We start from the raw sequence: 14,552 nt of genomic DNA on the forward strand, positions 1-14,552 counted from the left end.
TTTTTTCATCAGGGGGTACATCTATGAAGATTGGTACATTTGCGAAGCTTTTTCACGTTACAACCGATACAGTTCGTTATTACATTGAACTAGGATTATTAATACCAGATAAAAAAAACACCCAGTATCAAATGAACCAATTGTGTTTCGACGACATGACTTTTATTACTGAGCTAAAAAAATTTCATTTTTCATTGATAGAAATCCAACGAATTTTATCATATCGACGTGTCACAAACTTCTCGGACCATGAGGATATCGACTACTACAACAACTTACTCACTGATAAAAAGAACGAGCTGAACAATAAAAAAGAAGACATATCAAAAGCGATTCATTTGATTGAAAAAGCGGTTCAAACTAGCTCACCTTCACCTAAAGAAGAGAATGTTACAGGGATTCCGCTTGACTTTGTAAATTTGCTCTATTGTCCAAAGTGCCGCATTCCACTTGAAATGGAAGATGTAACGATAAAAAAAGTCTACATTCACACGGGGAATTTAACTTGCACTTGTGGATACGAGGCAGCTATAGAGGAAGGTATTATCATTACCGCAAACTTGTACGAAACGTCTCCTTATCCATCATATTTTTACGATAAAGAAACGATTAAAGAAATCAATCCCAAAATGATTAACTTATTTGAAAAAAGTAATTTTCAATTTCAAAAAGTTCTACAAAATATAGATTTGACAAACAAATTAATTGTGGAAACAAACATTGACGCTTTTGTATCACTACCAAAATATATTGATACTCTTGAAACGAGCGCATCCTATGTATTCAGTGGCTATTCGCTCGCAATGCTCAAGAAGGTTAGAAATAGAATTGAGCGTATGAATCCGAAGCCACGCGTCCTTTATATTTTAAATTCCGATTTAAATCTACCATTAAAACCGCTTAGCATCGATGTTTTTGTGGATAGTTTTACAATAACTGATTTTTCACTGCTCAACTCAGAGTTCCCAAGTCACGTTCTAAAAAACTATTTACATAGCAGTTCAACAATTGTCGGTGGATACTCGTATTATGATAGCTCGGCCAAATCCTTGAAAAATATTTCAGCCTTATATCCAAATTCCCATGAGCATATTTTACATCCAAAATACTTAGAAGAAAATCTATCAGTTAACGGATTTCAAATCATGCAAAATGAAAATATTGGTTACTGTACAGATCCAGGACCTTATTTCGATTATCATGTAAGAGACGAAAAATTCCACATGCTCATGTATTTGGCTAGCACGAAACAATAGCACAAAAAAGCGCCATCACAAGTGACGGCGCTTTTTCTATGTAAGAGCTACTAGAAGGTATCCTTCTAGCCTACTCCCATTTGTAAGTCCAAAATTGTTCAAGTTGCAGCCATTTTAATGTTGCTGCATCTTTGTTTTTTATTTTTGCATGCGTTTCTTCTAGCATCGCTTCTGTTTGTGAACGATGCGCGCCTAGTGCAGCTAATTTATGTTCAAATACTTCACTAATATTATTTACAACATCCGGCTCACCGAGTACTGCTTCGCGATTTCTCGTAATCGCAACCGCATGAATGGCTGGACGTTCTTCTTTTGGCATACGTGATACAGCGCGAACGACAGCGCGGCCAAATGCATCATGATCTGGATGTACGCCGTGTTCTGGATAAAATGTAATAATTCGAGATGGATTTACTTCTTGAATGATCGCTTCGATTTTATCAGCAACGAAATCAACATCTTCAAATTCTAACGTTTTATCATGGAAACCGAGCATTCTTAAATCTTGAATCCCCATCGCTTCACATGCATCTTTTAATTCTTTTTCACGGATATTTGGAATCGTTTCACGGTTAGCAAACACGTTTTTCCCCATGTTACGTCCCATTTGTCCTAAAGTACCACACGCATACGTTACAGGTACTCCTTGATCTGTTAATAAGCGAATTGTTCCTCCCGCAGCAAATGCTTCATCATCTGGATGCGGAAATACAACAAGTACATGTCTCTCCATAAGTTTCCCTCCTTCTTACTTAAATGGCGTTAAGCTTAATTCAAGTGCAACTGCTAAGCGGCCTTGATTATCATGCCCCGCTAATAATAAACGCTCTTTATCGTCTACTTCCCAGTGCGTAATACCTTCAGCATATACCCAGCCATGATCCATTTTCAAACCAACTCGGTATGGGTTTGTTCCAGTTATTTTCCCGCGCTCAAAGCGAATAATTGCATTTCGAATGAATGCTCCAACTGTCATCAGCTTTTCATTAAAGTGTGACGCATACGCTCCGTTCGTCGTTTCTAAATGAATATATACATCTTTATTTACAAAACGTTCAATTTCATTTTGAATAAGAGAACTATCTTTTACTATTTCCATCGGAATTCACCTCTTTAAACCATTTTACGCAAAAATAATGTAAATTGCTATCTCTATATTAGAGGACAACGCTCACTTTTCCTAATAATTTGCACTGTGTTTTTTATATTTTTTATATCATATGTAAAAAACATATTTTTCCCTTCACTTTGTTAAATAGTTTTCTTTCTTTTTTGAATTTGCTACAATATAAATTATGCAGAGGGATGCATGTTTACAATTGAATACATACTTTAAAGAAGGTGACACGATTGGAACAATCAGCACATGAAGTAGCAAATTGGCAATATTATTTTGCAATTGCCGTATTTTTAGTCACGTACGGATTTATTATTTCTGAGAAATTGAATCGTGCTGTAATCGCACTATTCGGTGCTGCTATTATGATTATTTTTGGAATTGTAGATTTACATACTGCTTTCACATCACATATTCAATGGGAAACAATCACCCTTTTAATTGGTATGATGATTCTCGTGCATATTACGAGTCAATCAGGCGTATTTGAATTTGTAGCCATTAAAGCAGCAAAAGCAGCTGGCGGAAAACCAATCCGCATTTTATTATTGCTATCCCTATTAACTGCTGTCGGTTCAGCATTTTTGGACAACGTAACAACCGTATTATTAATCGTACCTGTTACTCTATCTATTACACGTATTTTAAAAGTAAACCCTGTTCCTTATTTAATTTCAGAAGTACTATTTTCAAATATAGGCGGAACAGCAACATTAATCGGTGACCCGCCGAACATTATGATTGGATCAGCAAATAAGCATTTAGATTTTAATGCCTTTTTACTAAACTTAGCTCCAATCGTAATTATTATTTCTATCGTTACACTTGGCATTATTTACTTCATGTATCGTAACAAACTAAAAACAACACCTGAGCAAATCGAAAAACTAATGGCATTAAATGAAAAAGATTATATTAAAGATCAAAGCCTCCTTTTAAAATCCATTTCGATTTTAGGACTAACTATTTTAGGCTTTGTACTTCATTCTATTATTCATGTAGATGCTGCCGTAATTGCGATGACAGGCGCTACACTTCTTATGCTAATCGGTGTGAAAGAGCATGATATTGAAGATGTATTTGCCCACGTTGAATGGGTAACCATTTTTTTCTTCGCCGGATTGTTCGTTCTCGTTGGCGGGTTAATTGATATCGGACTTATTTCCTCACTCGCAAAAGAGGTAATCGACGTAACAAACGGTGATATCGGTTTCGCTGCGATACTTATTTTATGGGTATCTGGCATCGCATCTGCGACAATTGACAATATCCCATTTGTCGCAACGATGATCCCACTTATTCAAGATTTAGCTACAGGACTCGGACTATCTGTCGATTCCCCGCAAATCGAAGTACTATGGTGGGCGTTATCACTTGGCGCTTGCTTAGGAGGAAACGGAACGTTAATCGGCGCATCAGCAAACGTAGTCGTTGCTGGTATTGCAAAACGTGAAGGACATGGGTTCTCTTATATGGACTTCTTAAAAATCGGTTTCCCCTTAACGATCATTGCGCTATTGTTATCACATGCTTACATTTATTTACGTTACTTAATGTAAAAGTTGTATTATATGAAATTATACCTTCAAACAAAAAAGGTATGCAGCACTACGCCGCATACCTTTTTTCATCACCAAAATATACCTATAATTGCTAATCCACCTAAAATCATACCACCAATTTGTCCGACGATTGCCGGTGATAATTGAACACCTTTCCTCACTTCAACAACCGGTCTTTCGTGCCTTAGTTGTTGTACTTCACTTTGAAGTTGATGTACACTTCCGTGTAATTCTTTAATTAGTTCTTTTAATTCAGCGACCTCTTCATTTACTGGTTTTGTTTTTTCTAAATTCATTTTGCATAACTCCTTATAAATTCAATCAGTTCACTGTAAAATTTCGCCAATTATCATTATTTCTCCTGCATACCATATATTCAACAATTCTATTTTTTATAGTTTCTTTTCACACCTAAAAAACATAGCTTCATTAAAATTTGGCAGGTGTACCTTGGTGAAAATACATTTGCCACCTTCCTTCTCTAAATTTCCAAATTGAACTACGTAACGAGTGTTGATTATTTATTTCATTGAATATTCGATAAGTAGTTAATACTACATCTTTGGATAAAGGATGTACTTCAAAATCACTTAAAGTCATTTTTACCACGCCTATTCCATTTTTATCGATATCCTCATTTTTATATAAAACTTTACCAGAACTCCCAAACTCAAAAAAATCATCTGCAAGTATCTTTTTAAGCTCTTTTTGAGATGTGCGAACCTCTGGCTTAAGTAATCGTTCCTCTAGCTGATATAAACACTCTCTTAATGGAGAGAAACCTTCCATTAGTACACCCCTCCCTTCTGATCATCTGAATATTAGATTTTCCTCACCACACTATACAATTATTCTGTATGTTTTTACTAGTTTTGCAGCTCTATCCATTCATCCCTCAATATCCCCATAATCATACGATCAAAACACTTCCCATCTCGCTGAACTGCTTCTCTCATACATCCTTCCATCTGAAAACCCATCTTTTTATACAGTGTAATAGCTGCCTTATTATAAGAAATAACATCGAGTCCGATGCGATGTAAATTCATTTCATAGAAAGCATACTTTAGAATAAGATGCATCGCTTCTCTCCCATACCCTTTTCCTCTATCATTTGCATCCCCTATTCCAATTGCTAATAAACCTGTTCTGTTATTCCACTCTATGCCATGAATCGCCACAAAACCAATTAAACGATCATCTTGAACTGTTCTTAACATGAAAGAAACACTATTCGATCTCCGTCCCTTTAATAGTCCATCACTTGCTATTTCTTGTAACGATTGTGGGAATGCCAAATCTGTATCTACATTTCTTAAATATTCACTATCCTCTTGCCACATAGCCATTACTTAAGCATCTTTTTCTCTAATAGCTGATAATTTAATAGTTTTATTTTGAAAAAGATTCATTGTCATCTAAAACTCCCCCTTTTTAAATAGCGGGGATAATAATTCTAGCCTATTTATCCCCATTTTCCATATACTCTTGTATGAACGGGATACTTACAATAAGCGCTGATATTGGCACATCTCCTCTACATTAACTTCATTGTATAATTTTTCATTTATTCTAACAATAAAAAAAGACCCTCAAAATTTAGAGGATCTTCCTAACAACGAATCGATATTATTTCGTAAACATTTTCTCTGCTTCATCCATTGCCATTTTGTTACCTAAAGCAGAATAGTCAAGCCATGGTTGGTCATTTATAATGTATACGTGCTTGCCTTTAACAGCTTTTAAGTCTTTCCAAATTGGTGTTTCTTGAAGTTGTTTAAATGCTGCTTTTGCTTTATCGTCTCTATTTACAACAACGAAAATCGCATCTGCATCAAAGTCAGGTAATACTTCTTGTGAAATGACTTCGTAAGGACGGTTTCCATCAATTTTCTCCACACCATTTGCAGGTTGTAATCCTAAGTCTTGGAACAAAATTGGTCCCATCGGTCTTTTCGTACTAAATACACGTAATTCTTTTGCAGTCACGCGAATTGCCATTGTTTTTTCGTTATTACCTAGCTCTTTATCTATTAAACTTTTCACTCGTTTTGATTGTTCTTCATAGTCTTGAATATATTTATCCGCTTCTTTCTCACGGTTTACAAGTTTACCTACTTCTTTTAAATGATCTCTCCACGTACCTTCATCTAAATTGAAAGAATGTGTTGTTGCAATTTTTTCGTATTTCGCTAAATCTTTGCCAGCATATTTTTCATCAACATAAATTTCTGTTGGCTTTAATTGAAGTAACGCTTCCATGTTTGGATCTGTTGCAACGCCAAGTTTCTTCGTATCTTTCAGTTGCTCTTTTGCGTGCGGTAAGAAATCTTTTAAATCTCCACCAATAACAGAACCTACTGGTGTAATTCCTAATGCAAGTAAATCATTCGTTAAATGAATAGACATTGAAGCAATTTGAGGGTCATTATTTTTGTCAGTTTTTTTAGTTGCCTCTTCATTAGGTTTCGTTTGACCACATGCTGCTAATACTAACATACACATAATGCTAAATAAAATGGAAAGTTTCTTTTTCATATGTTCTTCTCTTTGAAGTATTTATTTTGTTTTTGTAAGTAAATAAAGAAAATACGGTGCTCCTAAAGCCGCTACTACTACGCCAGCCGGAATAGAGTTTGGCTCGAATACAGAACGACCTATCGTATCTGCGAGTACTAAAATAATCATTCCAATAATGCCAGCTAGCGGTAGGAAGTGCTGATATGTACTACCTACTAACTTCCTTGCAATATGCGGAGAAACTAAGCCGATAAAGCCAATTCCCCCTGCCATTGATACACTTGCACAAGACAACCCTACCGCTGTAGCTAAAAGTAGTAACCGTTCTTTTTGAACAGAAACACCAAGTCCTGCCGCTACACTATCACCTAATGACAATGCGTTTAACGTTTTTGATTTTAGCCATGCATACGGGGTTAGTATCAAAATCCAAGGTAATAATGCTAGAACATGAATCCAATCTCTTCCCCACACATTACCAACTAGCCACCTAGAAGCGAACGTATACGTCTCATCATTTAACTTGAGCGAGAAAAATAACGAAAGTGCACTAAAACCAGCTGAAACTGCAATACCAACAAGAATGAGTCTAATGGGAAGTAAACCTTTTGACCGATCACTCGCAAGCAAAACAATAAGAAATGCAGCTAACACTCCTCCGCCAAATGTAAATAACGGTATTAAAACCGATGCACTCTCGTTAATAGAATGAAAGAGAGTAACAAATACAATAAGCCCGAAAGATGCACCCGAATGTAATCCGAGAATACCAGGATCTGCGAGTGCATTACGAGATAACCCTTGCAAAATCGCACCGGAAACCCCAAGGCCAATACCTGCTAACATTGTAATAATTATTCTTGGCATACGATAATCGTACAGCACGGTTGCACTCTCAAAATCACCATAACCAAAAAGCGTTTGAATCACTTTGAGCGGTGCAATGCTCAGCGTACCTGTATTTAAACTAATCAAAATTACAGCGATACTTATACACCCGAAAATTGTAGTTACAGTAATAGCTCTCTTTTTATCCGTGTTAAAAAGATTCGTCACTTATAGCTCACTCCCAACTTTACGTGCTATATAGAGGAAGAACGGAACTCCAACAAGAGCTACCATAATTCCTATCGCAAGTTCTTTAGGAGGATTTACTGTTCTTGCCCCTAAATCAGCTAACACCAATAACATAGCTCCTAATAATGCTGACATAGGAATAATAAGCCGATAATTAACACCTACTAATTTTCTAGCGATGTGCGGAATGACAAGTCCTACAAATCCAATGGAACCAACAGCTGAAACAGACACACCTGCAAGAATGACTACTATAATTATCCCAAGTATTCTCGTACGGTTCGTTTTCACACCTAAATTCGTAGCAACATCATCCCCCATTGATATGAGTGAAATAGATCGCCCTAGCACTGTAGCAAAAACAATCGTTATGAGAATAATAGGCACTAAAAATTTCAAGTGTTCCCACTTCACCCCCGCAACACCACCAGCAAACCAAAACGCTAAATCTTGGCTTAAATCATAATAAATTGCAATACCTGAACTTAATGAGTGTAAAAGCGCTGCCATAACTGCTCCTGCAATTGTTAACCTCATCGGTGTTAATCCGCCTGATGTTGCTGATCCAATAATAAAAATGAGTACGGTACTTAAAACTGCTCCAATAAAGGAAACAATCATTAAGTAGGAATACGGCATATGCGGGAAAAAAGCAAAACTAAGTGCTACTACAAACATCGCACCTGCATTTATTCCGAGCACCCCTGCATCAGCTAAAGGATTTCGTGTTACTCCTTGCATTACAGCCCCAGCGACTGCAAAAGCTGCTCCTACAACTGCCGCACCAATTACCCTCGGAAGCCTTAATTCATAAATAATTTGATGCTGCGTTAATTTCGGATTATAATCAAAAACCGCTGCCCACACCGTTTGCAAATGAATATCCTTTGCCCCGAATGCAATAGCTAAAAATATAGATCCAATTAAACATAAAATTGTTAAGCTCATGAAACATACGAACTTAATATGTATCCAGCGATTATTGCCAGCATGTACAGTAGACTTATGTAACATGTTTCATTTCATCCTTTATATTCAGTTGTTTTTTATAATTATTTTTTATTTATAATCATTATTGATAATAATTATCATTTTCATTTAGATATTATATCCCCACTTTTTTTAAATAGCAAACTATTTTTTTACTTTGTTAAAATATGAAAAACACTTATTACAATCTCGTTCCAAAACTTACAAATACATGCAAAATAGAATACTGTTATATTTTTGAAATTGTAGTATACTTAGTCATTATTTTGATTTTTCTAATAAAAAATTTGAAGGTGACACAATGTTTTATGTAAAACAACTACTCTATTTCACTTACGAACAAGCATTATCTTGCTTATTCCCAGTCGTTATTTTTTTAACACTAGCCCTTTCAAAAATCATTTTGATTCCAGGGTTATACCGGTATGATTTCATACTCATCGTATGTCTTCTGATGCAATGGATTATGTACAAGACAGGTCTTGAAACAAAAGACGAACTAAAAGTAATTACTGTCTTCCATCTCATCGGCCTTTTACTAGAAATATATAAAGTACATTTCGGTTCATGGAGTTATCCTGAAGAGGCATATTCGAAGATTTTTGGAGTTCCACTTTACAGCGGTTTTATGTACGCAAGTGTCGCAAGTTACATATGCCAAGCTTGGAGAAGATTACATTTACAAATGCATCATTGGCCGAGGGCTATTTTTGCCGTGCCATTAGGAGCTATGATTTACTTCAATTTTTTCACACACCATTTTCTATACGATTTTAGATGGGTATTAACTTTACTTTTATTCATTGTATTCTCTGGAACTTTTGTGGAGTTTTCCTTACAAGGAGTTACATATAAAATGCCGCTCGTTCTCTCATTTTTCCTAATCGGATTCTTTATTTGGATTGTGGAAAACATCGCTACCTTCTTCGGAGCATGGCAATATCCAAATCAACGTGAAGCATGGAATCTCGTTCACTTAAGCAAAATTAGCTCCTGGTTCTTACTCGTTGTTATTAGCATTATGATTGTTGCACAACTCAAACATTTGAAGGAGTCGAAAAGGTGATACTGCTTATGTAAAAAAATTAAAAAACAACTTATCTTCCCTACTTGTCCAATAAAAAAGAAATCCACTCTGCAAAAACAGTTAGCCCATCACTCATTAGAGAGTGATGGGCTTTTTTAATAATATTTTTTAAACCGTCCTCATAAAGTGAAACTTTAATCAGTGGGGGTTTTGTTCATCCCCACTGATTATTAGTTGAACCAATCGGACTTTTACGGGCAGTTGATCCCCCACCTAACTTCTTTGCTTTCGCTGAATTTTCAGGTGGGGATTTTACTGCCCGTTAATGCGGGATCAAAGGCATTATAGGTTCATCATAATTTACAAGAGCATAAGCAGTTGCACATTATGAACCACTACTAGCAGTAGAGGTTGCTGCAGAGGAAGCGGCAATCGTTGCCATCATAGCTGCTTGTTGTGCTTGTATGAGGACTTCTATCATAGTTTGTAAACCTGTGTTGGTAGCTTTACTTTCCTCACCTTTCTGACTTACGAACAGTTGAATAGCAATAAGAATATTCGTATCTGTATGCCAACGGAATAATTTCTCCCCCCGCAATTTTTCAATCAATTCTTTAATAGAATGAATCTCTTTTTCTCCATCCTCAAGTAACGCTAGTAGCCCGATTGCTGGATAATGCATCTGTTTCACTTTTACCTTTTCTTGTTTTAACAAATTCCATATGTTTGTACATGTTGCAACTAACATTTCTTCACGGACATCCTTCTTTAATGAAAGAATATGACTTAAAAACTGAAGATCATTCCCTTTACGCAAACCAGCTTTCGCTAGTTTCTGATAAAGACGTTCCACTCGGTCCATAAGTGTTTCTACATTCTCTGATTGTCCTGCTAGTAAAACCGCGAGCGGATAATCATTTGTACCAGTAAGAAAAAGATGATCCTCTTTCATGCGTTTATATACTTGCATCGAACGTTGAATGTGCGTGCCATGCTGTTCATTTTCTTCTGTTAAAAGCACAGCTGCTGCGAGATAGGTAAATATACTTCGGCTAAAACCACCAGCGACCAATTGTTCATATAAATCTAAAAAATTCCGAAAAGCTTCCTTGTAATCTGTAAAGTGAATATCTAAAGTTGCAGCCACTACAAAGCGATGATAAGACTTTAAGTATGAAAACATCCCTACCTGATTCTTAATATAACTACTAATTTCTAAAAAACGTCTGAGATCAAACAATTTATCACTACTTGCATACATAGCAGCAATCATCATTCCTGTTCGAGAATCACTCGTTTTCCATTTTAGTTCTCCCTTTAACTGTGCATATGTATGTGTGTATTGCTCCAACTTTTGTTCCAATGTAATCATAGTATTCCCCCATTTTCTAGTTCCTCTCTTTTATTATACGTATATTCCATATTTAGGAATACCCTATTTCATACGGATTTTGCAACCTTATTTCTGTATTATCTTCAATATTTTTCTATTATGTAAAACAAAAAATAATAACTATCCCTACTTCATCAGTATCACGATGGTAAGCGTTCATAATCCTTCAAGAAGTTCAAAAACAAAAAAAGATAGATAATAAATTATCTACCCTTTTTGTTTATATATTATTTCAAATTACACCTGTATTGTGAAAAATAAGGTTGTAACTACTTACACCTCAATTTTGACAAAACATCTGTAATTTCGTTTTTTATATGCAATTCAAACTAAAGAGCCTTAATAATACGTTCCATCGCCTTCATTTGCCCAATATGGTCTGCTTCATGATAAAGCATCATACCGTAAAGCTCTCCAACTGTTTCCAACCCTAAAAATAGCTCTGGAAGTTTATTTTCAAATGCTTCTGCTGGAATTTCGTTAATACGTTTTGCTTGTTCTTTTAATTGGGCCGTTAACACTTCTAACGATGGTCCTTCTGTTTTCCATTTAGATGGTCTTGATCCATATCCAAACATACCTGGATATTCCGTTGGTAATTGTTTAAACTCTCTTCCGAACATGAATGTTTCCGCTGCTGTTAACACGTGACCAATGTGCCAACGAATTGTATTGTTAAAGCCATCCGGCTGCGTATCCGCAGTTTTATCATCTAATGTTTCCATAAATTTAAGTAATGCCCCGCGCGTTATTTCAAATTGTTTTAAGCCAACTAGTCTATTCATTTTATCGTTCCCCTTCTTGATGTACTATTTATTATGAACTAAGAATGTTAAACTTATTAAAGTTTCACCTTGTTTAATCTATCAGAAACAATTAAAAAACACATCTAATATGCTTAGTAAAAATAATAAAAAGGTTCACCTCTCGTAAATATAGAATTACTTACTACACAAATAGTTTAGTAAATAAAAGAGGAGTGTAGTTGCATGTTACATGTTTTAAAACAACAATATAATCTTATTAGCTCTACAAGAGAAACTCTATTTTCGTTTTTGGAAGAAATCTCACTAGAAAAATTACATAGCACTGTTCCGAATTTCGGAAGCGGTAGTATTATAAAGACGCATATTCATGTAGCCGATTGCTATCGATACTGGCTTGGATCATTCGCATTCAAACAAAAGCGAGCAGATTTTTCATTTGCTAGTGATTATGAAATTGAGCATGCAGATGTCACGAAGGTCCGTGCTAGATTTAAGTTAGTAGATGAAACTGTACAACGTTTTTTAGATGAATACAATGACCGTTGGCTCGAAAATATAGCAAATGAAGTGAAATGGCAAAAAGAACCTTGGAGTACAACTCCGCTATGGCTTTTAACTCATACGGAGACACATGAGTTTCATCATAAAGGACAAATCGTATCAATGGCTCGTCACCTTGGATACACACCTCCTGATACAGACCTTAGTTAGTTAATTACTGCAACTATACTTAATAAACACAAAAAGAAAGAGCACGTTTTGATTAATCTTTTTCAAAACATGCTCTTTCTTTCCGTAAATAAGTTAATCGTTTATTATATTACTTGCTCACCTATAACACCTGTTAATTAAAAGACTCCCTCGTTACCTCAATAAATTGCCGTAACGGCGATGTCATCCATTTATCTTTATGCCAAGCAATTTGTGTATAAATCGGATTGATAGTATTTTCTAGATGTAATTCTTTTATCGTTCCCTCTCGTATATCTTTTTCTACTACTATCGCCGGTAAAACCGCTATACCTAAATCTGCAATAACGCATTGTTTAATTGCCTCTATACTAACAAACTCAATCTTATTTGCTGGATACACATCTTCCGTACGAAACAGCTCTTCAAATAAAGTTCGATACGAGCACCCTAGTTCTGTTAACAAAAGTGTTTCCCTCTCTAAATCTTTTATAGAAACGGAAGTTTGTTCAAATAAACGATGCCCTGGAGCAGCTACTACTTTTAATTCTTCTTTCATAAGCGGCTCCACATGTAAAGCATCTTCTGTTTTACATTCGTCCAAAATAAATGCAAGATCGACTTTTCCCTCCATCAATTGTTCTTTCGCATCTTTATTGGAATGTGCGGGTTTAAATATAAGCTTTATTTGAGGAAATTGTGCTTTAAACCTCTTTAATATAGAAGGAAGTCTATATGTACATTGACTCTCTTGTGCACCGATTATTAACGTACCTGCTATTTCCTCATCATCTTTCACTGCCATTTTCGCTTCGTTACTAAGTGCAATCATCTTGTCGGCATATAGTTGAAACTTCCTGCCCGCTTCAGTTAAGAAAAGACGTTTTCCTAATCTTTCAAATAATGGTGTACCAAGATCTGCCTCTAACGTTTTAATTTGCGCTGTCACGCTCGACTGAGCAAAGTTCAATTTCTTCGCAGTTTGCGTAAAATTCAAAGTGTCCGCTGCTACTTTAAATGTAATTAATTGTTTTATCTCCATTTATCATCCCTCTTTTCAATCAGTATTTCCGATTGATTCCATCGAAATAATCCTCTTTGTCTATTGATATTTATATTGTATGATAAAGAGCATCGACAAACAATATAATGGAGGTATTCCATATGAAAGCACTTTGTTTCGAAACATTCGGAAACGCTGATGTACTACAATATAAAGAAATACATGATCCAATCATAAATCCAAATGAAATTCTTGTTCGCACGAAAGCAATCGGTTTAAATTTCGCTGATATTTATAGACGCCGCGGCGATTATCATCTCGCTGGCAATCCGCCTTATATATTAGGTTATGAAGGCGCTGGGATTGTTGAAAAAGTAGGTGCTGAAGTTACTACTATCCATCCTGGAGACCGTATTGCATTTGCTGATGTCCCATTTGCAAACGCAGAACTAGTAGCTGTTCCATCAGAGAAAGCAATTCCACTTCCTGAATCTATCTCTTTTGAAACAGCTGCTTCTGTATTATTACAAGGATTAACTGCACACTATTTAACAAAAGATAGCTATCAAATAAAACAAGGTGATATAGCTTTAGTACACGCTGCGGCTGGCGGTGTTGGTCAACTTCTCGTTCAGATGATTAAATTACAAGGCGGAAAAGTAATTGGTCTAACATCATCAAAAGAAAAAGTACAGGTAGCTACGTTAGCCGGCGCCGATCACGTATTTTTATATACTGAATCCTGGCATACGAAAGTACTTGAAATGACTAGTAGTGCTGGCGTAAATGTAGTATATGAATCAGTAGGTTCTACATTAGAGGAAAGCTTTAGCGCTACTAAAATTGGTGGTACCGTTGTATTTTACGGAATGGCTGGTGGTAATCCTGCGCCTGTAGATCCACGTATGCTTATGGATACTTCAAAAACTTTAACTGGCGGAGACCTTTGGAACGTTCTTACTACGTATGAAGAACGCAAGCAACGCTCTACTCAATTATTTGATTGGATCACTGCAGGAAAATTAAATATCGCGAGTCCTAGGACATTCTCTTTACAAGATGGTGCCCGTGCTCATGAATTATTAGAGAGCAGAAAAAGTACAGGGAAGATTTTATTAATCCCGTAATCGTTCCAATTTAAAAAGGAAAA

Annotated in this window: 15 protein-coding genes and 1 pseudogene; 5 read left to right on the top strand and 11 right to left on the bottom strand. The window is 35.9% G+C overall.

The window, feature by feature from the left end; translation table 11 throughout:
• The first annotated feature begins 23 nt into the window (after nucleotides 1-23).
• A complete protein-coding gene (locus tag JDS80_RS07320; RefSeq protein ID WP_199637774.1) occupies nucleotides 24-1,256 on the top strand; it encodes a MerR family transcriptional regulator in 1,233 nt (410 codons plus the stop codon).
• A 70-nt stretch (nucleotides 1,257-1,326) separates the two neighbouring features.
• Here JDS80_RS07320 and bshB2 read toward each other — a convergent pair whose 3' ends face one another.
• Both bshB2 and JDS80_RS07330 read right to left on the bottom strand, forming a co-directional pair.
• A complete protein-coding gene (bshB2, locus tag JDS80_RS07325) occupies nucleotides 1,327-1,989 on the bottom strand; it encodes a bacillithiol biosynthesis deacetylase BshB2 (protein ID WP_000439465.1) in 663 nt (220 codons plus the stop codon).
• Between the two features lie 15 nt (nucleotides 1,990-2,004).
• Entirely contained in the window at nucleotides 2,005-2,355 is a 351-nt protein-coding gene (locus JDS80_RS07330) for a YojF family protein (RefSeq protein WP_000407037.1), read from the bottom strand.
• A 251-nt stretch (nucleotides 2,356-2,606) separates the two neighbouring features.
• Between JDS80_RS07330 and JDS80_RS07335 the strand changes: the two genes are divergently transcribed.
• Nucleotides 2,607-3,932: an ArsB/NhaD family transporter gene (locus JDS80_RS07335; RefSeq protein ID WP_071771951.1), complete on the top strand. Its 1,326-nt coding sequence runs from the start codon at nucleotides 2,607-2,609 to the stop codon at nucleotides 3,930-3,932.
• A 71-nt stretch (nucleotides 3,933-4,003) separates the two neighbouring features.
• On the opposite strand, the gene JDS80_RS07340 is transcribed toward JDS80_RS07335, so the two are convergent.
• The 6 genes and pseudogenes from JDS80_RS07340 to JDS80_RS07365 form a co-directional block, all read right to left on the bottom strand.
• On the bottom strand, nucleotides 4,004-4,231 hold the full coding sequence (locus JDS80_RS07340) for a coiled-coil domain-containing protein (protein ID WP_071747562.1): 228 nt from the start codon (nucleotides 4,229-4,231) through the stop codon (nucleotides 4,004-4,006).
• A gap of 133 nt (nucleotides 4,232-4,364) precedes the next feature.
• Nucleotides 4,365-4,724: a nuclear transport factor 2 family protein gene (locus JDS80_RS07345; RefSeq protein ID WP_071747563.1), complete on the bottom strand. Its 360-nt coding sequence runs from the start codon at nucleotides 4,722-4,724 to the stop codon at nucleotides 4,365-4,367.
• Between the two features lie 77 nt (nucleotides 4,725-4,801).
• Nucleotides 4,802-5,353, bottom strand: a pseudogene (locus tag JDS80_RS07350) (GNAT family N-acetyltransferase).
• A 211-nt stretch (nucleotides 5,354-5,564) separates the two neighbouring features.
• Complete coding sequence (locus JDS80_RS07355; protein WP_071747565.1) at nucleotides 5,565-6,473, bottom strand: iron-hydroxamate ABC transporter substrate-binding protein; 909 nt, start codon at nucleotides 6,471-6,473, stop codon at nucleotides 5,565-5,567.
• Nucleotides 6,474-6,494: 21 nt separating this feature from the next.
• Entirely contained in the window at nucleotides 6,495-7,511 is a 1,017-nt protein-coding gene (locus JDS80_RS07360; protein WP_071747566.1) for a FecCD family ABC transporter permease, read from the bottom strand.
• Nucleotides 7,512-8,546: a FecCD family ABC transporter permease gene (locus JDS80_RS07365; RefSeq protein ID WP_199637776.1), complete on the bottom strand. Its 1,035-nt coding sequence runs from the start codon at nucleotides 8,544-8,546 to the stop codon at nucleotides 7,512-7,514. It lies immediately after the preceding gene.
• Between the two features lie 277 nt (nucleotides 8,547-8,823).
• Here JDS80_RS07365 and JDS80_RS07370 point away from each other — a divergent pair, with 277 nt between their 5' ends.
• Nucleotides 8,824-9,588, top strand: a complete 765-nt coding sequence (locus JDS80_RS07370) for a DUF817 domain-containing protein (protein WP_199637778.1) — start codon at nucleotides 8,824-8,826, stop codon at nucleotides 9,586-9,588.
• A gap of 346 nt (nucleotides 9,589-9,934) precedes the next feature.
• Here the strand turns inward: JDS80_RS07370 and JDS80_RS07375 are convergent, their stop codons facing one another.
• Together JDS80_RS07375 and JDS80_RS07380 are read right to left on the bottom strand one after the other, a co-directional pair.
• Nucleotides 9,935-10,921 (bottom strand): DUF4003 domain-containing protein, encoded by a 987-nt coding sequence (locus JDS80_RS07375; protein ID WP_199637780.1) that lies wholly within the window; start codon nucleotides 10,919-10,921, stop codon nucleotides 9,935-9,937.
• A gap of 350 nt (nucleotides 10,922-11,271) precedes the next feature.
• Nucleotides 11,272-11,727: a DinB family protein gene (locus tag JDS80_RS07380; protein ID WP_199637782.1), complete on the bottom strand. Its 456-nt coding sequence runs from the start codon at nucleotides 11,725-11,727 to the stop codon at nucleotides 11,272-11,274.
• Nucleotides 11,728-11,931: 204 nt separating this feature from the next.
• Here JDS80_RS07380 and JDS80_RS07385 point away from each other — a divergent pair, with 204 nt between their 5' ends.
• Nucleotides 11,932-12,420, top strand: a complete 489-nt coding sequence (locus JDS80_RS07385; protein WP_071747571.1) for a DinB family protein — start codon at nucleotides 11,932-11,934, stop codon at nucleotides 12,418-12,420.
• A gap of 133 nt (nucleotides 12,421-12,553) precedes the next feature.
• On the opposite strand, the gene JDS80_RS07390 is transcribed toward JDS80_RS07385, so the two are convergent.
• Complete coding sequence (locus tag JDS80_RS07390) at nucleotides 12,554-13,441, bottom strand: LysR family transcriptional regulator (RefSeq protein WP_199637784.1); 888 nt, start codon at nucleotides 13,439-13,441, stop codon at nucleotides 12,554-12,556.
• A gap of 122 nt (nucleotides 13,442-13,563) precedes the next feature.
• Here JDS80_RS07390 and JDS80_RS07395 point away from each other — a divergent pair, with 122 nt between their 5' ends.
• Nucleotides 13,564-14,529: a quinone oxidoreductase family protein gene (locus JDS80_RS07395; RefSeq protein ID WP_199637786.1), complete on the top strand. Its 966-nt coding sequence runs from the start codon at nucleotides 13,564-13,566 to the stop codon at nucleotides 14,527-14,529.
• Nucleotides 14,530-14,552: the final 23 nt, after the last annotated feature.

Origin of the sequence: Bacillus cereus group sp. N8 (genome assembly GCF_016483685.1) — a bacterium.
Taxonomy (GTDB): Bacteria; Bacillota; Bacilli; order Bacillales; family Bacillaceae_G; genus Bacillus_A; species Bacillus_A proteolyticus.